Source organism: Streptomyces sp. RLB3-17, from assembly GCF_007113425.2.
GTDB classification, from domain to species: domain Bacteria; phylum Actinomycetota; class Actinomycetes; order Streptomycetales; family Streptomycetaceae; genus Streptomyces; species Streptomyces mirabilis_D.
Map to the genome: position 1 here is coordinate 4,504,855 of NZ_CP041610.2, position 18,690 is coordinate 4,523,544.

The following is an 18,690-nucleotide window of genomic DNA, read 5'->3' on the forward strand; positions in this document are numbered from 1 at the left end:
CGAGGCCTTTCGTAGGTGACCGGCGGGTCGAACACGCGTTGAACCGATGAGCCACCGCCATGGAGAGCACTGGAGTACCAGGGAACCAGGGAGCAGACCGTGCCAGGACCAGAGACCGCGTCCCACTCCTCCTCCCCGGCACCCGCCGCGTCCCACTCCTCCTCCCCGGTACCCGCCGCGTCACCCGGGCCGGACACGGCGAGCGAGGTGGTGCGGTGGGCGGCCTTCAGCTGCGTCCTGGTCCCCGTCGTCCTCGTCGGGTTCGGCACCTCCATCGCCGGCGCGGCCGGTACGGCGCTGGGCCTGGCGGCCGTGACCGGCGCCTGCCTGGTCCTCCTGCGCCAGTCCGAGCGCGTCGCGGCCCGCCTCCGTGCGGATGCGCCGGCCCCGCCCCGGGCCCGGCACAGCAGGACCGCCCTCCACGGCGGCACCCCGCACCACCACCACGGCCGCCCCAGGCATGGCCGCCGGGGTCGCACCGAGGCACCCCGCGGGGACGGAGACCCCGGCACCCGGGATCGCGACGACGGGCGCCACGCGAGTCGCGGGAGCCGCCGAGGAACGGGCGGTGCGGAGAGGGGAGGCGGCCCGCGGGACGGCGGTGGCGGGGCCCACGACGCGACGGCCCACGCCGAGGGGACCACCCCCGGCGCGCGGAGCCCCGACGCCGGGGCCCGGAGCGACCAGAACCGCTCCGCGCGGGACCGGAACGCGGGGGACCGGAACACGGGGGGCAGGAACGGACAGGACCGGGACACACGGAGTCCGGACGGCCGGGGCCGGGACACACGAGACCGGGACACACGGAGTCCGGACGGGCGCGATCCCGGCGTTCAGGCCCGCGACACGGCGAACCCGACCGCACGGGATTGGCCCCCGGGAAACCCGGCCGAACGAGACGGGCACCCGGAGAACCTGATCACCTGGGACCGTGCCCCGCAGAACCTGATCACGTGGGACCCGGGCGACTGGAACCGGGACGCGCAGGATCCGGACACCCGCGTCCAGGACGCCGGGGGCCGGGACACGCGCGACCAGGAGGGACAGCGGGACGCCCCTCGCGACGACGTCGCGCCCGAGCGCCCCGCACGGCACCGTGGCACACAGGATTTGGCCGACTCGCACATCATGAGCGGCTTGCAGGGCAGCAGTGGCTCGGGGGCGCGCAGGGGCGGGCGTCACGGCGGAGAAAAGAAGCCGGTTGACTGACCGGTTTGCGCGCACGCCCCCGCTTCTTTTCAGCCAACTTCGGTCACCCGCGCATCCCTTGCTCGAACGACCCCCCAACCCGCGTTCCACCTGCACCGAAAGCCCCCTGGAGGGCGCGCGCACCCTATGGGGATTGGCCACTGACACGAGGCGCACTTCCCTGCAAGGCCCACGAGTGCAACGCTTCGTGATCGAATGCTTCACGCCAAGTTGCCATGTCGACATTCTGCCGACTGCCGAACTGGTCACCTTGGCGCCACGGGACACAGTAGATTCGATCTTGACTGTCTTACGGCGGGGGACTCGTGCAGGACCGAGGGGAAACGTGCAGGAGCGACACAACCGAGGAGCCGCGACCACCGAGGGGGGCTTAGCAGTATGAGCCACGACTCCACTGCCGCGCCGGAAGCCGCGGCCCGGAAACTTTCCGGGCGACGCCGCAAGGAGATCGTCGCGGTGCTGCTGTTCAGCGGCGGCCCCATCTTCGAGAGTTCCATACCGCTGTCGGTGTTCGGGATTGACCGCCAGGACGCCGGCGTGCCGCGCTACCGACTTCTGGTGTGCGGCGGCGAAGAAGGCCCACTGCGGACCACAGGGGGCCTGGAACTCACCGCGCCGCATGGCCTGGAGGCGATCTCGCGGGCGGGCACCGTCGTGGTGCCGGCCTGGCGTTCGATCACCTCGCCGCCACCGGAGGAGGCGCTCGACGCGCTGCGCCGGGCGCACGAGGAGGGAGCCCGCATAGTCGGACTGTGCACCGGCGCCTTCGTGCTGGCCGCCGCCGGACTGCTGGACGGCCGACCGGCGACGACCCACTGGATGTACGCACCGACGCTGGCCAAGCGCTACCCGTCGGTCCACGTCGACCCGCGAGAACTCTTCGTGGACGACGGCGACGTACTGACCTCCGCGGGTACAGCGGCCGGAATCGATCTCTGTCTCCACATCGTGCGGACGGACCACGGCAACGAGGCGGCCGGCGCGCTGGCCCGCCGTCTTGTCGTGCCCCCGCGCCGGAGTGGCGGTCAGGAGCGCTATCTCGATCGATCTTTACCAGAGGAGATCGGCGCCGACCCCCTCGCGGAGGTCGTCGCCTGGGCGCTGGAGCACCTCCACGAGCAGTTCGACGTCGAGACGCTGGCGGCACGCGCGTACATGAGCCGCCGTACCTTCGACCGCCGGTTCCGCTCGCTCACGGGGAGCGCTCCCCTGCAGTGGCTGATCACTCAGCGCGTACTGCAGGCGCAGCGGCTGCTGGAGACCTCCGACTACTCGGTCGACGAGGTCGCCGGACGCTGTGGCTTCCGTTCGCCGGTCGCGCTGCGGGGTCACTTCCGGCGCCAGCTCGGCTCGTCCCCGGCCGCGTACCGGGCGGCGTACCGCGCGCGCAGACCGCAGTCGGAACGGCCGTCGGACGTGGACGGCTCCGCGGGCCAGGCCGGGCCGTCGCCCGTCCTGAACCAGGAGAGTCCGGTGCCGCTGCAGACCCGCCGCACGGCGGCCGCCACCGCCCTGGGCCCCTCGACGTCCCTGTCGACGGAGCCGGGCAAGACGGGCACCGAGCTGTACGCGGCCGGGCGCCTGCCGGGGCAGCGCAGCGCGCCCTGAGGCGATGACGCGAGACGGGGGCGGCCCGGGACCCGACGAGGGTTCCGGGCCGCCCCCGTCCCAGGCCACCACGCAGGTCACCGCCGTCCCGGATCTGCCCGTGCGCCGGAGCGCGCCGTAGGGTTAGGGCCATGAACGATCGCATGGTGTGGATCGACTGCGAGATGACCGGGCTCTCGCTGTCGGAGGACGCACTCATCGAGGTGGCCGCACTGGTCACCGACTCGGAACTGAACGTGCTCGGCGAAGGGGTGGACATCGTGATCCGCCCGCCGGAGCGGGCGCTGGAGACGATGCCGGACGTGGTGCGCCAGATGCACACGGCCTCCGGCCTCCTCGACGAACTGGCCGAGGGCACGACCCTGGCCGACGCCGAGGCACAGGTCCTCGCCTACGTACGTGCGCACGTCAAGGAGCCGGGGAAGGCCCCGCTGTGCGGAAACTCGGTCGGCACGGACCGCGGTTTCCTGTCGCGCGACATGCCGGCCCTCGAGGACTACCTCCACTACCGCATCGTGGACGTCTCCTCGGTGAAGGAGCTGGCCCGCCGCTGGTACCCCCGGGCCTACTTCAACAGCCCGGAGAAGAACGGCAACCACCGCGCTCTCGCCGACATCCGCGAATCCATCGCGGAGCTCCGCTACTACCGCGAGGCGATCTTCGTCCCGCAGCCCGGCCCCGACTCGGACACCGCCCGCACCATCGCGGCGAAGCACGTGCTGCCCGCCGAATGACGCATGTCCGGGGCCCCGAGGGACCCCGGAGAAAGCCTGGCGCGAGCACCCCTTCGGACCCTGTACACTTTTTCTCGGCCGGTCAGGGAAACCAAGACCGGTCGTGGTGGGTGTAGCTCAGCTGGTAGAGCACCTGGTTGTGGTCCAGGATGTCGCGGGTTCAAGTCCCGTCACTCACCCTGATCGACTGAGGCCCGGTCCGCGCAAGCGGACCGGGCCTCAGTCGTGTGGTCGGGTCGTACGGTCGTACGGCCGGGTCATAGCGTCGAGCCGTGCGGCCGGGTCCGTGCGCGTCCGGCGCGCCCTCTAGGCTCACCCAATGCCTCCACCCCACCTCCCCGCCCACACCCTGCGCACCGCCCGTCTCGATCTCCTTCCCCTTCGTGTCGAACACGCCGGGGACATGGCCGAGGTGCTGTCCGACCCGGAGCTGCACACGTTCATCGGCGGCACACCCGCCACTCCCGAGGCCTTGCGTTCACGCTATGAACGCCTCGTCGCGGGCTCCCCCGACCCGGCCGTCGTCTGGTGCAACTGGGTGCTGCGGCTGCGCGAGGAGGAATGTCTCGTCGGAACGGTCCAGGCGACGGTCACCGGGGAGGTCGCGGAGATCGCCTGGGTGGTGGGCACGCCCTGGCAGGGCCGGGGGTTCGCCGGGGAGGCGGCCCGGGGGCTGGTCGGCCGGTTGGGCGAGGAGCCCGGCGTCCGTACGGTCGTCGCGCACGTCCAGCCCGACCACCGGGCCTCCGCGGCCGTCGCCACGGCCGCCGGGCTGGCCCCGACCGACCGGTACCAGGACGGTGAAGTCCGGTGGGAGCTGCCGCTGCGGCGGTGACCTCAGCCCCCGTGCGGCCGATTGGCGGCCCGCCACGCGTCGGCGAACCGGTGCACGTCCTCGAAGCGCTCCTCGGGGTCGGACCGGGTCGCCCGGACGATCACCGCCTGCTGGGCCGGGGTGCCCCGCCAGGCGCGTTCCTCGTCGCCCGCGTCCAGCAGGAGCCGGGCGGTGCGGCCCAGGGTGAAGACCGTCGTACGGGTGTCGATCACGGCCCCGCACACGAACTCCTCGGGGGCCATGAACCGGCGCGAACCCGGCAGGCGTTCCTCGTCGACCACGAACGGGCCCGGCCGGTACTCGTCGAGGTCGACCAGGTGGACGACGTCGCCCCCGAAGTCGTAGAGCAGCGCGCCGTCGTAGAAGTCGACCGCGACATGCCCGGCGGCCTCCACCGCCAGATGGGCGTCGAGAACGCGTTCGAAGGCGGTGAGGACGCGGGAGATCGGCAGGGCGCGGAAGCGGGCCATGGGGCTGCCTGGGCCCGTGCGGTCGCGCGGTCCGCCCACCATGGCCGGGTACAGCACCTCGCCCTCCCGCCAGGGCATGACCACCGCCGCGCCGTCGCTCCCCACGGCGATGCGGTGGACCTGCGGGACGATCGCCCGGTGCCGTACGGCCCGGTGGAAGGCCCAGGCCCGTTCGAGCGAGTGCCGGCCGCGGTCGGTCACCGCCTCCTTGACGAACCAGCGCGCCCCGTCGAGCAGCCGGACGCCGTACGACACGCACCCCGAGTCCTGTTCCCGGAACGCTTGGAACACCTCCCCGACCCTGCCCAGGTAGGGCTCCATGGCGGGCACTTCATCGACTCCGAGCAACGGGTGGAGGACCATACCGATCAGATTGCCCTATCGAAGCCTTTCAGCGCGTCAGGACGAGGCCCGTACCACCAGTTCGGACGGCAGCACGACCTGCCGCTTCTCCAGACCGCGCGAGACCGCGGGGCGCCGGTCGGCGATCTCCCCGAGCAGCAGATCGATCATGGCGCGGCCCATCTCCTCGATCGGCTGGCGCACGCTCGTCAGGGGCGGGTCCATGTGGCGGGCGATGGCGGAGTCGTCATAGCCGACGAGGGCGACGTCGTCAGGTATGCGGCGGCCCAGCTCGCGCAGGACCTGGCGGGCGCCCGCCGCCATCACGTCCGAGCCCGCGAACACCGCGTCCAGGTCCGGGCAGCGGGCCAGCAGCTCGGTCATCGCGCGCCGGCCGCCCTCCTCGGTGAAGTCGCCCGGAATGATCAGCCGGTCGTCCACCTCGTGTCCGGCCCCGCTCAGCCCCTCGCGGTAGCCGTCGACACGGCGCTGGGCGCCGAAGACGTCGAGGCGGCCCGCCAGGTGGACGATCCTCTGGCGTCCCCGGGCGATCAGGTGCTCGACGGCCATGCGGCCGCCGCCGTAGTTGTCGGAGTCCACGGACGGCAGGGTCTCGTCCGCCGAGCGGCGACCGCTGATCACGGCCGGGATCTCCAGCTGGGAGAGGAGGTCGGGCAGCGGGTCGTCGGCGTGGACGGAGACGAGGAGTACGCCGTCGACGCGGTGCGCGGCCAGGTACTGGGCGAGGCGCTGCCGCTCCCGGTCGCTGCCCGCGAAGATCAGCAGCAGCTGCATCTCGGTGTCGGAGAGCTCCGCGCCGACACCCCGCAGCATGTCCGAGAAGTACGGTTCCGCGAAGAAGCGGGTCTCCGGCTCGGGGACGACGAGGGCGATCGCGTCCGTGCGGTTGGCGGCGAGGGCGCGTGCCGCCGTGTTCGGGACGTAGCCGAGTTCGGCGACCGCCGCCTCGACGGCCGCGCGGGTCGCGTCGCTGACCCTCGGGGAGCCGTTGATGACCCGGGACACCGTGCCGCGGCCCACGCCCGCGCGTGCCGCGACCTCTTCCAAGGTCGGCCGGCCGCCTCCCCGGCCCCGCGCTCCGTGGCTTGCCATGGTCCGCCTCCCGTCGACGTCGCGCGCTCCGCGACTGGCCTGGAATCTAACAGTCCCGTTCCTCACCCGGACCTCGGCAACCCGTACGTGGACGAGGTTCCGCCCCTCCCGGCCAGGGATCGTCGACCGACCGTCCCGCCGGGGCCAATACCCCACTGACACGAGCCACTTCAACCGTCCGCGATGTCTCTCCCACCCGTCCCCCGGAGTTAGCTAACAGGCCGATAACTGAACGCATCTCTCCGCGTCGGCTCCCTTGACACCCCCGCGCGAACCGACGACTCTTCAACACATCACCTGTGGGAGCGCTCCCACGGTACCTGACACATACACATCCCGCACGTTCCCCGCCCGAGCCGCAGCGAGAAAAAACGGGCCCAACAGTGCAGTTGGCCGGGGGGTCGGCACGTCAGGCAACAGGAGGACGCAATGCGCACGATCACCCGTCGGTCCCGCAGTCTGGGGGCCCTCGCGGCCGTCGCCGCGCTGACCACAGGGCTGCTGGCCGGCTGTGCCAACGACAGTGGTGGAAGCAGCGATGGGAGCAGCAGCGACACGGGCGGAGGCAAGGGCAAGACCACGATCACCCTGGGTCTCTTCGGCACTCAGGGGTTCAAGGAGGCCGGTCTCTACGCCGAGTACGAGAAGCTCAACCCGAACATCAAGATCGCCGAGAACGTGGTCGAGCGCAACGAGAACTACTACCCGGCGCTCGTCAACCACCTCACCACCAACAGCGGCCTGCAGGACGTCCAGGCCGTCGAAGTCGGCAACATCGCCGAGGTCGTGCAGACCCAGGCGAGCAAGCTCGTCGACCTGTCCAAGGTCTCGGGCGTGAGCAAGGCCAACTGGCTGGACTGGAAGTGGCAGCAGGCCACCACCCAGGACGGCCAGACGATCGGACTCGGCACCGACATCGGCCCGATGGCGATCTGCTACCGCAAGGACCTCTTCCAGCAGGCCGGCCTGCCCACCGACCGCGAAAAGGTCGGGCAGCTGTGGGCGGGCGACTGGAACAAGCTCGTCGCCGCGGGCGAGACGTACAAGAAGAAGGCGCCCAGCGGCACCACCTTCATGGACTCCCCCGGTGGTCTGCTCAACGCGATCATCAGCAGCAACCAGGAGAAGTTCTACGACTCCTCCGGCAAGGTCATCTACAAGACGAACCCGGCCATCAAGTCCGCCTTCGACCTGACGGCGAAGGCCGCATCGGAGGGACTGGTCGGCGCCCAGACGCAGTTCCAGCCCGCCTGGGACACGACGATCGCCAACAGCAAGTTCGCCGCGGTGGCCTGCCCGCCGTGGATGCTCGGCTACCTCAAGGGCAAGTCGAAGCCGGAGGCCGCCGGCAAGTGGGACGTGGCGACAGCGCCCAAGTCCGGCAACTGGGGCGGCACCTTCCTGGCCGTGCCCAAGAACGGCAAGCACGTCACGGAGGCCGAGAAGCTGGTGACCTGGCTGACCGCGCCCGCCCAGCAGGCCAAGCTGTTCAGCGTGCAGGGCAGCTTCCCGAGCGCACCCGGTGCCTACAACCTGCCCCTGGTGACCGGCGCGAAGAACACGATGACCGGTGACACCCCGATCGGCACCGTCTTCGCCGAGGCCGCCAAGGCCATCCCGACCCAGGTGATCGGCGCGAAGGACCAAATCATCCAGCAGGGTCTGACCGACAACGGCGTCATCCTCGTCACCAAGGGCAAGTCGGCCGCGGAGGCCTGGAACACGGCCACCAAGACCATCGACAACAACCTGGAGAAGTGACCGGTATGGCCACCCGGCACGACACCGCCGCGCCCCCCACCGAGGAGGGGGGCGCGGCCCCGGGACGTCCGCCCGCCGCCGTACCCGACGAGAAGGAACAGCGGCGCCGCAGCCGGCTGTCCCGACGCTGGCAGCGGGACATACGGTGGAGCCCGTACGCGTTCGTCTCGCCTTTCTTCCTGCTGTTCCTCGCGTTCGGCCTGTTCCCGCTGATCTACACGGGCTGGGCCTCGCTGCACACGGTGGAGCTGACGGCTCCCACCGACATGCAGTGGGCGGGCCTGCGCAACTACACCCGTATCTTCGACGACGACTTCTTCTGGAACGCGGCGAAGAACACCCTGACCATCGGGATCATCTCGACCGTCCCGCAGCTGCTGATGGCGATGGGCCTCGCCCACATCCTCAACTACAAGCTGCGCGGCTCGATCTTCTACCGGGTCATGATGCTCGCGCCGTACGCGACGTCGATCGCCTCCGCCTCGCTCGTGTTCGTGCTGCTGTTCGGCCGTGACTACGGCATGATCAACTGGGCGCTGCACGCCATCGGTTTCGACAAGATCGACTGGCAGAACGACAAGTGGCCCTCACAGATCGCCGTCTCGACGATCGTCATCTGGCGCTGGACCGGCTACAACGCGTTGATCTACCTGGCGGCGATGCAGGCGATCCCGCAGGACCTGTACGAGTCGGCGGCCCTCGACGGGGCCAACCGCTGGCAGCAGTTCTTCCACGTGACCCTGCCGTCGCTGCGGCCGACGATCCTGTTCACCGTCGTCGTCTCGACCATCGGCGCGAGCCAGGTCTTCGGCGAGCCGCTGCTGTTCGACGCCAACAAGGGCGCCTCCGGCGGCGCCGAGCACCAGTTCCAAACGCTCGGCCTGTACCTCTACGAGCAGGGCTGGGTGAACCAGCACCTGGGCCGCGCCTCCGCGATCGCCTGGACGATGTTCCTGATCCTCATCGTGATCGGGATCGTCAATTACGTCATCTCGCGCCGGCTGCGCGCCAGTAGTTAAGGAGAACCGGCCGTGACGACGACCCTGACGAAACCCCCGGCGGACGCGGTACCCGAACCGCCGAAGCGTCTGCGGCGCCCCAAGTCGGCGCGCGCGGGCGGGCAGATGCACGCGGGACCCCTCGCGTACGTCATCCTCGCGCTGTTCACGATCGGCTCGCTGGGCCCGCTGGTGTGGACCGCGATCGCCGCCTCCCGCGACACCAACCGGCTGGCGCAGACCCCGCCGCCCTTCTGGTTCGGCTCGAACCTCTTCCACAATCTCGACGTCGCCTGGACGGAGGCCAACCTGGGCGAGGCCTTCGTCAACACCACGTTCGTGGCGGGCGTTTCGGCGGTGACGGTGGTCTTCCTGTCGACGCTCGCCGGGTTCGCCTTCGCCAAGCTGCGCTTCAAGGGCCGGGGCGCCCTCATGCTGATCGTCGTCGGCACGATGATGGTGCCGCCGCAGCTCAGCGTGATCCCGCTCTACATGATGGTCGCCAAGCTCGACTGGACGGACCAGCTCCAGGCGGTGATCTTCCCGTCGCTGGTGAGCGCGTTCGGCGTGTTCTTCATGCGGCAGTACCTGATCCAGGCGCTGCCGGACGAGCTGATCGAGGCGGCCCGTGTCGACGGCGCGAGCAGCTGGCGGGTGATCTGGCACGTGGTGTTCCCGGCCGCCCGGCCCGCCATGGCGGTGCTCGGCATGCTGGTGTTCGTGCAGACGTGGAACGACTTCCTGTGGCCGTTCCTGGTACTCACCCAGACCGGCAACCCGACCGTGCAGGTCGCGGTCGCGGGCCTCGGCCGCGGTTTCACTCCCGACCAGTCCCTGATCATGGCGGGCGCGCTGCTCGGCACGCTGCCGCTGCTGTTCGTCTTCGCCCTGTTCGGCAAGCAGATCGTCGGCGGCATCATGCAGGGCGCCGTCAAGGGCTGACCTCGTTCGTCGGTGGGAGAAGGGGAGCCGGGCCATTGCCGCCCCGGCCCCTCCTCCCCCTCTTCTCTCCCCCTCGCCCCTCCCCCTCTTCTTCTTACTGTCGGTCTCCACGACCTCCTATGGGAGCGCTTCCATGCCTGAGTCCGCATCGCCCGTGACCTTTCCCCCCGCCTTCCTCTGGGGCGCGGCGACCTCCGCGTACCAGATCGAGGGTGCGGTACGGGAGGACGGCCGTACGCCCTCCATCTGGGACACCTTCAGCCACACGCCCGGCAAGACGGCCGGTGGTGAGACCGGTGACATCGCTGTCGACCACTACCACCGCTACCGAGACGACGTGGCGCTGATGGCGGAGCTGGGCCTGTCCGCGTACCGCTTCTCGGTCTCCTGGTCCCGGGTGCAGCCGACGGGCCGCGGTCCCGCGGTCCAGCGCGGCCTGGACTTCTACCGCAACCTCGTCGACGAGTTGCTCTCGCACGGCATCAAGCCGGCCGTCACCCTCTACCACTGGGACCTCCCGCAGGAGCTGGAGGACGCGGGCGGCTGGCCGGAGCGCGACACGGCGTTTCGTTTCGCCGAGTACGCGCAGATCGTGGGCGAGGCGCTGGGCGACCGTGTGGAGCAGTGGATCACCCTGAACGAGCCGTGGTGCAGCGCGTTCCTGGGCTACGGCTCGGGTGTGCACGCGCCGGGCCGCACGGACGCGGCGGCCTCGCTCAAGGCCGCGCACCACCTGAACCTGGCGCACGGCCTGGGCACCACCGCGCTGAGGTCCGCGATGCCGGCCCGCAACACGGTCGCGGTCAGCCTGAACTCGTCGGTGGTCAGGCCCCTTTCCCCGTCCCCGGCGGACCTGGCGGCGGTCCGGCGCATCGACAACCTGGCCAACGGCGTCTTCCACGGCCCGATGCTGCACGGCGCCTACCCGGAGGGCCTGTTCGCGGAGACCTCCTCGATCACGGACTGGTCATTCGTCCTGGACGGCGACCTCGCGGTGATCAAGCAGCCGCTCGACGCGCTCGGTCTGAACTACTACACCCCGGCGCTGGTGTCGGCGGCGGAGAAGTCGGCGGACGGGCCGCGCGCGGACGGGCACGGGGCGAGCGCGTACTCGCCGTGGCCGGGTGCGGACGATGTCGCGTTCCACCAGACCCCCGGCGAGCGTACGGAGATGGGCTGGACGATCGACCCGACCGGCCTGCACGACCTGATCATGCGCTACTCGCGGGAGGCCCCGGGTCTGCCGCTGTACATCACGGAGAACGGCGCGGCCTACGACGACAAGCCGGACCCGGAGGGCCGCGTCCACGACCCCGAGCGCATCGCGTACCTGCACGGCCATCTGGCGGCGGTGCGCGGCGCGATCGCCGACGGCGCGGACGTGCGGGGCTACTACCTCTGGTCCCTGATGGACAACTTCGAGTGGGCGTACGGCTACGACAAGCGGTTCGGGGCGGTGTACGTCGACTACGCGACCCTGGCCCGTACGCCCAAGTCCAGCGCGCACTGGTACGGGCAGGTGGCGCGGACGAGTTCGCTGCCGCCGGCGGCGCCGGCCGGCGTCGAGTAGGTCACTCGGCCCTGGGGCAAGCAGATCACTCGGCCCTGGGGCGAGCAGGCCACAGAGTCCTTCTGTCCGGGGGAAGCGGGGGAGGGGGCGCGGCACCTGGGGGGTGCCGCGCCCCCGACGCGGTCGAGTCCGCCTCTTCCCGGAAAGCGGCCTCGGCTCCTTCGGGAATGCCCCCGGCGCGCCTGCCGAAGGGGGCCTGGGCGACCGTGCGGCGCACCTCCGGCGGGGTGGGTGCGGGCTGCCGTCCCGGGTCCCGCAAAGCCCCTTCACGCCTCTCCGGGAAACCGCCCTGACCTGGCCTTTCGTGGCCTTCGGGACTACCGTTCCCTCATCCTGGAAGGGGACCGTATGGACCGGAACATACGCACCGTCGACGATGTGCTGAAGTTGCTGGACGGCCTGTTCGCGCCGGGGGCCGATCGGTGGACGGCGGGTGGCGCCGCCTGGTGGGACGGCTTCTACGCCGACCGCTCCAAGCCCGTACCGTTCTTCGTCGCGAAGCCGGACGAGAGCCTGGTCGGATACCTCGACAAGAACCTGATCACCCCGGGCCGCGCCCTCGATCTGGGCTGCGGGCCGGGGCGCAACGCCCTTCATCTGGCCGCCGCGGGCTTCCAGGTGGACGCGGTCGACCTCTCCCCGACGGCCATCGCCTGGGCGCAGGACCGTGCGCGCGAGGCCGGGGCCGAGATCCGCTTCCACTGCGGTGACGCGTTCGCGCTCACCGACCGCGACTGGGGCGGCCCGTACGACCTCGTCCACGACTCGGGCTGCTTCCACCATCTGCCGCCGCACCGCCGCATCAGCTACCTCGCCCTGCTCGACCGCGTCCTCGCCCCGGGCGGCCACCTCTCCCTCACCTGCTTCGCCGCCGGCGCGATGGGTTCCGAACTCCCCGACGAGGCCTTCTACCGGCAGTCCGCACTGCACGGCGGACTCGCCTACACCCCGGAGTCCCTGCGCTGGGTCTTCTCCGACCTGACCGAGGTCGAACTGCGCCGCATGCGCGACGAGCCGCCCGAGTCAGGGCTCTTCGGTGAGCCCTTCCTCTGGACGGCCCTGTTCCGCCGCGACGAGTGACCCCCTGGCGGGGTCGGCTACTTGTACGCGCCGAACGCCTTCGAGAACGCGCCCGCGTCCTGCACGATCGAGCTGCAGGTCGCGTCGGCGGAGTTCTTCGCACCGCCCGGGCACTGCTTGTCGCGGGTGGCGGACCACATGGAGAGCCAGCCGAGGCCCTTCGACTTGGCGAAGGCGACCAGTTGGGTCGCGTCGTCGACCTTGAAGGTCTCGGCGGCGACGTCGTTGACCCCGATCATCGGGGTGATGGCGACGGACTTCCACGCCGCGCTGTCCGACAGTCCGAGGACACTCTTCACCTGGGCCTGGGTGGCGGTGGCGGCCTGCTCGGCGTAGGTGCCCATGTCACCGTTGTACGAGGGGCCGTAGTCCATCGCCATGATGTTGACCGCGGAGATCTTCACGCCGTTCGACTTGGCGTTGGAGAGCAGGTTCACGCCGTCCTGGGTCAGGCCCTCGGGCATGACCGGGAGGGTGAAGGACACGTCCAGGTCGGGGTGTTGCTGCTGGAGCTTCGCGATCGCCTTCGCCCGGTTCGCGTTCGCGGTCGTGTTCGGCAGCGCGCCGCCCTCGACGTCGAAGTCGACCTTGGTCAGGTTGTACGCGTCCACGGCCTTCCCGTACGCCGCCGCCAGCGCGTCCGCCGACGAGCAGCTCGTCGCCAGCTCCGAGCCCGAGGCGCCGCCGAAGGACACCCGGACGTCGCCGCCCTTCGCCCGCAGCGCGCCGATCTGCGACGCCACGCCGTCACTGGCGAGGTCGGTCACCCCGCCCCACTTCGGCGTACAGCCGCCGCCGTCGGTGACGAAGGCCAGGTTGTAGTCCTTCACGCCGGTGGCCGTGGCGCTGCCGACCAGGTCGAAGGCCGGGTAGAGGGAGGTGTCGACGTACGGCGCGAAGCCCGCGCCGGTCGTCGTGCCACTGCCGGTGGTCTGCGAGGCGGAGGGGGTGGGGGTGGGGGTGGGGGTGGACGTGGGGGTCGGGGTCGACGTGGGAGGCCGGGTGGCGGTGGGTGTCGGGGTCGGCGACTGGGTCGGGCGGCCGCTCGGCTCCGGCGTCGCGCCGTCGTCCACGGAGCACTTGGCGCCGTCGATGACACAGCCCTTCGGGTCCGCGGTGCCGTTCACGACGAAGCCGACGGTGACCGACTCGCCGGCCGCCAGCCCGTCCTTGTCCCAGGACGGCGGCTTGACGGTGACGTGCTGCCCGCTCACCGTCGACGTTCCGTTCCACAGCGAGCTGAGTCCGGCACCCGACGGCAGGTCGAACTCCAGCGTCCAGTCCCCCTTCGCCTGGCCGGTGTCGTTGGTGATGACGTACTGCGCGGTGTAACCCGTCGACCAGTCACTGGTCTTGGTGTACGCGGCACCGACGCCGGCCGCCAGCGCGGTCCCGGAGAACAGGAAGGCGCCACCACCGACCACGGCCGCGGCGACGATCCCGCCTATCGCCTTGTTCCTGCCACTGACCTTGCGCCGGTGCGTAGTGCTCATCGCGTGTGCCTGCCTTCGCCGTTCACGGGGGTGGGGTGCGGCAGCACGCTAGCGATCCGAAACCAGGCAAAACGCCTGATCGGGACGTCCGTTGGCGATCTTATGGTGCGCTTAAGGAAGGCATCGGGGACGGTTAAAGGTAGAGACCAATTCGCTTCACACCCGGCTCGCGCCCACGCCCCGCCTACGACGCCGCACGGACCCCCGGTGCCCGCGCCGCACCGGAGCCCGCCCGTCCAGCTGGATCCATATGCGCACCTCGGTGCCGCCCAGCACCGACGAACCGATCCGCACGTCGCCGCCCGTCGACTCCGCGAGCCGGCGCACGATGTCCAGCCCGAGGCCGGTCGAACCGTCGCTCCCGGAGCCCTTCCCGCGCGCCATCGCCGCCTCCGGGTCCACGATGCCGGGTCCCGCGTCCGACACCAGCACGATCACCGCGTCCTCGCCGTTGTGCACGTCGACGGCGAAGGCCGTGCCCTCGGGGGTGTGCCGGAACACGTTCCCGAGGAGTGCGTCGAGCGCGGCGACGAGGTCGGCCCGGGCGACGGGTATCCGTACGGGACGGTCCACTCCCGCGAGCCGCACCTTGCGCCCCTCGTCCTCGGCGAGCGCCGACCAGAAGTCCATCCGCTCGCGGACGACCTCGGACGCGTCGCACCCGGCGCCGATGCCTATCGCCGCCGTCTGCGGCTTGGCCTCCCGGGCCGTCCGGATGATCGTGTCGACCTCCCGCTCCAACTGCGCCACCGCCGCCCGCGTCTGCTCGGCGGCCGGCCCGTCACCGAGCGAGGCCGTGTTGAGGCGCAGCACGGTCAGCGGGGTGCGCAGGCGGTGCGAGAGATCGGCGGCCAGCTCCCGCTCGTTCGCCAGGAGTTGTACGACCTGGTCCGCCATCGAGTTGAACGCCACCGCCGCCAGCCGCAGTTCGTTCGGCCCCTCCTCGGGCACCCTCGCGCCGAGCTTCCCCTCCCCCAGCTCGTGCGCGCCCTCGACCAGCCGCTGGGCCGGCTGCACCATGCGTACCCCCAGCCGGTCGGCGACCGCGACCGAGCCGATGATGAGCGCGATCCCGACCGCGGCGAGCACCGCCCAGGCGGTGCCGACCCCGTTGCTGACCTCGGACTCGGGGACGTACACCTCGACGACCGCGATCTCGCCGGAGCTCAGCGCGGTGGGCTGGAGCAGGGTGGAGCCGCCGGGGACCTCGGTGGTGGAGGCCCGGCCGATGCTGCGTGTGGTCGCGATGTCCTTGGCGGCGGCGCGCTGCCGTCCGATGTCGACCGCCTTGGCGCCGTCGCTCGCCGGTATGTGCACGGCCATCCCGTCGTCCGAACCGGCGGAGGCGACGACCCGCTCCAACTGGTCCCGGTCGGTGGTGATGGACAGCGCGGGCGCGATGGCCGCGGCCTGCCGCTCGGCGTTCGAGAAGGCGCGGTCCCTGGCCATCTCCTTGATGACGAGCCCCAGGGGAACCGCGAAGGCCACCACGACCATCGTGGTCACCGCCACGCACACCTTGACCAGTGCCCACCTCATCGCAGCGGCTCCAAGCCCGGTGGTTCCAGCTTCACGCCGACCCCGCGGAGGGTGTGCAGATAGCGCGGCCTCGCCGCCGTCTCGCCCAGTTTCCGGCGCAGCCACGACAGATGGACGTCTATGGTCTGGTCGTCCCCGTACGACTGCTGCCACACCTCGGCGAGCAGTTCCTTGCGCGCGACGACGACACCGGGCCGCCCGGCGAGAAACGCGAGCAGGTCGAACTCGCGCCGGGTGAGGTCCAGTCGGGCGCCGTCCAGCTCGGCCTGGCGGCGCAGCGGGTCGATGGACAGGCCGCCGACCCGGATGACCGGCGAGGCGGGCGTGTCCCCCGTCGCCCGGGAGCGGCGCAGGACGGCGGCCATCCGCGCGGACAGGTGCTCGACCGAGAACGGCTTGGTCAGATAGTCGTCCGCCCCGTCGTTCAGCAGGCGGACGATCTCCGTCTCGTCGTCCCGCGCGGTGGCGATGATCACCGGGACGTCGGTGATACCGCGCAGCATCTTCAGCGCCTCGGCCCCGTCCAGATCGGGCAGTCCGAGGTCCAGGATGACGACGTCGAAGGAGAAATGGGCAACCTCGCGCAGCGCCTCGAGGGCGGTGCCGACACTGCGCACCGTGTGCGCGGCTTCGGTCAGATGCCGGATGAGAGCGCTGCGTACGAACTGGTCGTCCTCGACCACGAGCACACTTGCCATGCGCCGCACCGTACGCCATCTGTGCGGTGCCGGTCCGGTGCCTGTGGACAACTCGGGCCGCAGTCCTGTCCCGAGACACGGGAGACACCCATGGGGCGCGTGAGGCAGTATGACTGGCGATGCTCAGAGGATTCGTACACGTACTGGCTTGGTCGCTCGCCACGGGCGCGGCGGTCACGCTGTCGTGGTGGGGCGTCCACACGGTCATGACGGGGACGGCCTACGATCCGCCGCGCGCGCTGCCCATCATGGCGGGCGGGGCGACGACGCAGGGGGCCAAGGCGCTTGCCTCGTCGACGAGTCGGCCCTCGACGAGTCCGAGCCCCTCCGCCTCGAAGCCGACGGCGAGTCCGCGGCCGAGCGCGACGCCGGCTGCCTCGACGTCGCCCTCCGCCGACCCGAGTCCGAGCGCCTCCGGACCGGCGGGGCAGGTCAAGAGTTACGACACCGGCGGGGGGCGGGCCGTCTTCGATCTCGGCACGACCTCCGCGACGCTCGTCTCGGCGACGCCGGGTTCGGGGTGGTCGATGCAGGTGTGGAAGACGGAGTCGTGGATTCGGGTGGAGTTCACTTCGGGGGCGGATCGGGTGTCGGTGTTCTGCACGTGGCACGACGGGCCGCCGCGGGTGGAGATCGGCACGTATTAGCTGCGCGGGCTTTGCGGGTCGGGTGCGGGTGATTCGTGGCTGGGCGCGCAGTTCCCTCTGTCAGCGGAACACCGATGCGGGCGGGGCCGGGGATGCCACCGCCTCCGCGTCCAGGACCGGCAGCGCTCCCCCGGTGAAGTCGGTGAGCTGTTTGCCGTGTTCGAGTCTCGCCGGGTGGGGGTCCGAGGCGGCGCGGCGGGTCAGTTCGGCCAGGGGCAGGGGGTGGCCGGAGGCCACGAGGACGGCGTTGCCGAAGCGTTTGCCGCGCAGGACCGTGGGGTCGGCGATGAGGGCGAGCTCGGGGAAGACGGTCGCGGCCGTGGCGATCTGGCCGCGCAGGTGGGCCAGCGGGGGGCCGTCGGCGAGGTTGGCGGCGTACAGGCCACCGGGTTTGACGGTTCTGCGGACATCGGTGAGGAACTCGACCGAGGTGAGGTGTGCGGGGGTGCGGGCACCGCTGAACACGTCCGCTATCACCAGGTCCGCCCAGCCGTCGGGGACCTTGGCGAGGCCTTCGCGGGCGTCCAGGGAGCGCACGCGGATGCGGGCGTTCGGGTCCAGGGGGAGTTCGCGGCGGACCAGTTGGACGAGCGCCCCGTCGCGTTCGACGACCTGCTGGGTGGAGCGGGGGCGGGTCGCGGCGGTGTAGCGGGCGAGGGTGAGGGCGCCGCCGCCGAGGTGGACGGCGTGCACGGGCTTGCCGGGCGGGGCCACCAGGTCGATGACATGGCCGAGGCGGCGCTGGTACTCGAAGCTCAGGTGGGCGGGGTCGTCGAGGTCGACGTGGGACTGGGGGGCGCCGTCGATGAGGAGGGTCCAGGCGCGCGGGCGGTCCCGGTCGGGTATCAGCTCGGCGAGGCCGCCCTCGACCGTCTCGACGACGGCGCCGGCCGACGCCTGCCCGCGGCGCGAACCGCGCGACGCGTCACGCGCCGCGCCCCGCTCGTCGTCGGACCGCTTGTTCCTCGACCTTCCCATCCTGCCATTATCAGGGCGTACAGGGAGGTCGGCGCAGCGGCAACCCGTGGGGGCGCCGCCCGGTGTCTCCGGTGTCAGCTGCAGTTGTCCGCGGCCTCGATCAGCCGGGCCGCCTCGCCCAGCGCCGCCCGCAGCACGGCCGGGTCGGTCGCGAGGTCCGTGGTGCCGGGCGGCAGCAGCCAGTCCGAGCCCTCGACCGGGGGCTCGGGTGCCACCAGGCTGAGGCCTCGGCCGTTGGTCTGGGTGCAGGTGCTGCCCGGCATGTCCCAGGCGTCCGCGGTGCCGGGCGGCACCAGGAAGCCGAGGGTGTCGCAGCCGTCCTCGAGCAGGACGGGCCCGACGGAGTCGCAGGCGCCGCGGCGCAGGATGTCGACCGCCTCCAGCCCCTGACGTGCCGGAACGGTCACGAGGTCGCAGTCGGCGACCGGCTCCGGTGGGGCGTCGCACTCGGGGGACGGCCGGTGCTCGGCGGTCGACAGCGGCGTACGAAACTCGGTGCTCTCCATCCCGGCCTCCAACACGGAACCCCTCCTCCTGCACGAGTGGGTCGGGAGTTCGGGTGCGCTCCCGGTCCACCCGGTTCAACGCGTCAGAACGTCAACGGCTACGGCACAACACAGCCGCAAAGGATGGCAGTTCATGGCAGATCGTGGATGAGATATCCGTTTTGTAG

Annotated in this window: 17 protein-coding genes and 1 tRNA gene; 11 read left to right on the forward strand and 7 right to left on the reverse strand. The window is 71.1% G+C overall.

Annotated elements, in window-relative coordinates:
- Positions 1-99: 99 nt before the first annotated feature.
- The 5 genes from FNV62_RS54630 (at position 100) to FNV62_RS20625 (ending at position 4,386) form a co-directional block, all read left to right on the forward strand.
- Positions 100-1,209 carry a hypothetical protein gene (locus tag FNV62_RS54630; RefSeq protein WP_205523268.1) on the forward strand — a complete coding sequence of 370 codons (1,110 nt, stop codon included), beginning with the start codon at positions 100-102 and terminating at the stop codon, positions 1,207-1,209.
- 378 nt (positions 1,210-1,587) lie between these two features.
- Positions 1,588-2,817: a helix-turn-helix domain-containing protein gene (locus FNV62_RS20610; protein ID WP_075029202.1), complete on the forward strand. Its 1,230-nt coding sequence runs from the start codon at positions 1,588-1,590 to the stop codon at positions 2,815-2,817.
- A 131-nt stretch (positions 2,818-2,948) separates the two neighbouring features.
- The gene (orn, locus tag FNV62_RS20615) at positions 2,949-3,551 is read left to right on the forward strand and encodes an oligoribonuclease (RefSeq protein ID WP_143601726.1); all 603 of its coding nucleotides are present in this window, start codon (positions 2,949-2,951) and stop codon (positions 3,549-3,551) included.
- 106 nt (positions 3,552-3,657) lie between these two features.
- Positions 3,658-3,730, forward strand: a tRNA-His gene (locus FNV62_RS20620).
- A gap of 140 nt (positions 3,731-3,870) precedes the next feature.
- Entirely contained in the window at positions 3,871-4,386 is a 516-nt protein-coding gene (locus tag FNV62_RS20625) for a GNAT family N-acetyltransferase (RefSeq protein WP_144315505.1), read from the forward strand.
- Between the two features lie 2 nt (positions 4,387-4,388).
- On the opposite strand, the gene FNV62_RS20630 is transcribed toward FNV62_RS20625, so the two are convergent.
- Positions 4,389-5,219: a serine/threonine protein kinase gene (locus tag FNV62_RS20630; protein WP_097284843.1), complete on the reverse strand. Its 831-nt coding sequence runs from the start codon at positions 5,217-5,219 to the stop codon at positions 4,389-4,391.
- Positions 5,220-5,255: 36 nt separating this feature from the next.
- Positions 5,256-6,311 (reverse strand): LacI family DNA-binding transcriptional regulator, encoded by a 1,056-nt coding sequence (locus tag FNV62_RS20635; protein WP_060901892.1) that lies wholly within the window; start codon positions 6,309-6,311, stop codon positions 5,256-5,258.
- Positions 6,312-6,740: 429 nt separating this feature from the next.
- On the opposite strand from FNV62_RS20635, the gene FNV62_RS20640 reads away from it, so the two are divergent.
- The 5 genes from FNV62_RS20640 to FNV62_RS20660 all read left to right on the forward strand — a co-directional run bounded on the left by FNV62_RS20640 (position 6,741) and on the right by FNV62_RS20660 (position 12,662).
- Complete coding sequence (locus FNV62_RS20640; protein WP_144315506.1) at positions 6,741-8,072, forward strand: extracellular solute-binding protein; 1,332 nt, start codon at positions 6,741-6,743, stop codon at positions 8,070-8,072.
- A 5-nt stretch (positions 8,073-8,077) separates the two neighbouring features.
- Positions 8,078-9,091 carry a carbohydrate ABC transporter permease gene (locus FNV62_RS20645; RefSeq protein WP_060901890.1) on the forward strand — a complete coding sequence of 338 codons (1,014 nt, stop codon included), beginning with the start codon at positions 8,078-8,080 and terminating at the stop codon, positions 9,089-9,091.
- A 12-nt stretch (positions 9,092-9,103) separates the two neighbouring features.
- Entirely contained in the window at positions 9,104-10,012 is a 909-nt protein-coding gene (locus FNV62_RS20650; protein WP_054232857.1) for a carbohydrate ABC transporter permease, read from the forward strand.
- A 133-nt stretch (positions 10,013-10,145) separates the two neighbouring features.
- Entirely contained in the window at positions 10,146-11,582 is a 1,437-nt protein-coding gene (locus FNV62_RS20655; RefSeq protein WP_097284845.1) for a GH1 family beta-glucosidase, read from the forward strand.
- 348 nt (positions 11,583-11,930) lie between these two features.
- Positions 11,931-12,662: a class I SAM-dependent methyltransferase gene (locus FNV62_RS20660; protein ID WP_144315507.1), complete on the forward strand. Its 732-nt coding sequence runs from the start codon at positions 11,931-11,933 to the stop codon at positions 12,660-12,662.
- A gap of 17 nt (positions 12,663-12,679) precedes the next feature.
- Here the strand turns inward: FNV62_RS20660 and FNV62_RS20665 are convergent, their stop codons facing one another.
- The 3 genes from FNV62_RS20665 to FNV62_RS20675 form a co-directional block, all read right to left on the reverse strand.
- On the reverse strand, positions 12,680-14,155 hold the full coding sequence (locus FNV62_RS20665; protein WP_144315508.1) for a cellulose binding domain-containing protein: 1,476 nt from the start codon (positions 14,153-14,155) through the stop codon (positions 12,680-12,682).
- Between the two features lie 156 nt (positions 14,156-14,311).
- The gene (locus FNV62_RS20670; RefSeq protein WP_054232854.1) at positions 14,312-15,694 is read right to left on the reverse strand and encodes a sensor histidine kinase; all 1,383 of its coding nucleotides are present in this window, start codon (positions 15,692-15,694) and stop codon (positions 14,312-14,314) included.
- On the reverse strand, positions 15,691-16,392 hold the full coding sequence (locus FNV62_RS20675; RefSeq protein ID WP_054232853.1) for a response regulator transcription factor: 702 nt from the start codon (positions 16,390-16,392) through the stop codon (positions 15,691-15,693). Before FNV62_RS20675 ends, FNV62_RS20670 begins: the two co-directional genes overlap by 4 nt.
- Before the next feature lie 119 nt (positions 16,393-16,511).
- Here FNV62_RS20675 and FNV62_RS55720 point away from each other — a divergent pair, with 119 nt between their 5' ends.
- Positions 16,512-17,039 carry a hypothetical protein gene (locus FNV62_RS55720; RefSeq protein WP_079090364.1) on the forward strand — a complete coding sequence of 176 codons (528 nt, stop codon included), beginning with the start codon at positions 16,512-16,514 and terminating at the stop codon, positions 17,037-17,039.
- A gap of 60 nt (positions 17,040-17,099) precedes the next feature.
- Here FNV62_RS55720 and FNV62_RS20685 read toward each other — a convergent pair whose 3' ends face one another.
- Both FNV62_RS20685 and FNV62_RS20690 read right to left on the reverse strand, forming a co-directional pair.
- Positions 17,100-18,017, reverse strand: a complete 918-nt coding sequence (locus FNV62_RS20685; protein ID WP_143601731.1) for a spermidine synthase — start codon at positions 18,015-18,017, stop codon at positions 17,100-17,102.
- A gap of 74 nt (positions 18,018-18,091) precedes the next feature.
- Complete coding sequence (locus FNV62_RS20690) at positions 18,092-18,523, reverse strand: hypothetical protein (protein WP_211178988.1); 432 nt, start codon at positions 18,521-18,523, stop codon at positions 18,092-18,094.
- Positions 18,524-18,690 lie beyond the last annotated feature (167 nt).

Excerpts from the sequence above, each read along its gene's own strand:
- FNV62_RS20640 (WP_144315506.1), top strand. The coding sequence starts at position 6,741 with ATGCGCACGATCACCCGTCGGTCCCGCAGTCTGGGGGCCCTCGCGGCC.
- FNV62_RS20670 (WP_054232854.1), bottom strand. The coding sequence starts at position 15,694 with ATGAGGTGGGCACTGGTCAAGGTGTGCGTGGCGGTGACCACGATGGTC.
- FNV62_RS20685 (WP_143601731.1), bottom strand. The coding sequence starts at position 18,017 with ATGGGAAGGTCGAGGAACAAGCGGTCCGACGACGAGCGGGGCGCGGCG.
- FNV62_RS20655 (WP_097284845.1), top strand. The coding sequence starts at position 10,146 with ATGCCTGAGTCCGCATCGCCCGTGACCTTTCCCCCCGCCTTCCTCTGG.
- FNV62_RS20665 (WP_144315508.1), bottom strand. The coding sequence starts at position 14,155 with ATGAGCACTACGCACCGGCGCAAGGTCAGTGGCAGGAACAAGGCGATA.
- FNV62_RS20625 (WP_144315505.1), top strand. The coding sequence starts at position 3,871 with ATGCCTCCACCCCACCTCCCCGCCCACACCCTGCGCACCGCCCGTCTC.
- FNV62_RS20645 (WP_060901890.1), top strand. The coding sequence starts at position 8,078 with ATGGCCACCCGGCACGACACCGCCGCGCCCCCCACCGAGGAGGGGGGC.
- FNV62_RS55720 (WP_079090364.1), top strand. The coding sequence starts at position 16,512 with ATGCTCAGAGGATTCGTACACGTACTGGCTTGGTCGCTCGCCACGGGC.
- FNV62_RS20675 (WP_054232853.1), bottom strand. The coding sequence starts at position 16,392 with ATGGCAAGTGTGCTCGTGGTCGAGGACGACCAGTTCGTACGCAGCGCT.
- FNV62_RS20630 (WP_097284843.1), bottom strand. The coding sequence starts at position 5,219 with ATGGTCCTCCACCCGTTGCTCGGAGTCGATGAAGTGCCCGCCATGGAG.
- FNV62_RS20635 (WP_060901892.1), bottom strand. The coding sequence starts at position 6,311 with ATGGCAAGCCACGGAGCGCGGGGCCGGGGAGGCGGCCGGCCGACCTTG.
- FNV62_RS20610 (WP_075029202.1), top strand. The coding sequence starts at position 1,588 with ATGAGCCACGACTCCACTGCCGCGCCGGAAGCCGCGGCCCGGAAACTT.
- orn (WP_143601726.1), top strand. The coding sequence starts at position 2,949 with ATGAACGATCGCATGGTGTGGATCGACTGCGAGATGACCGGGCTCTCG.
- FNV62_RS20660 (WP_144315507.1), top strand. The coding sequence starts at position 11,931 with ATGGACCGGAACATACGCACCGTCGACGATGTGCTGAAGTTGCTGGAC.
- FNV62_RS20690 (WP_211178988.1), bottom strand. The coding sequence starts at position 18,523 with ATGGAGAGCACCGAGTTTCGTACGCCGCTGTCGACCGCCGAGCACCGG.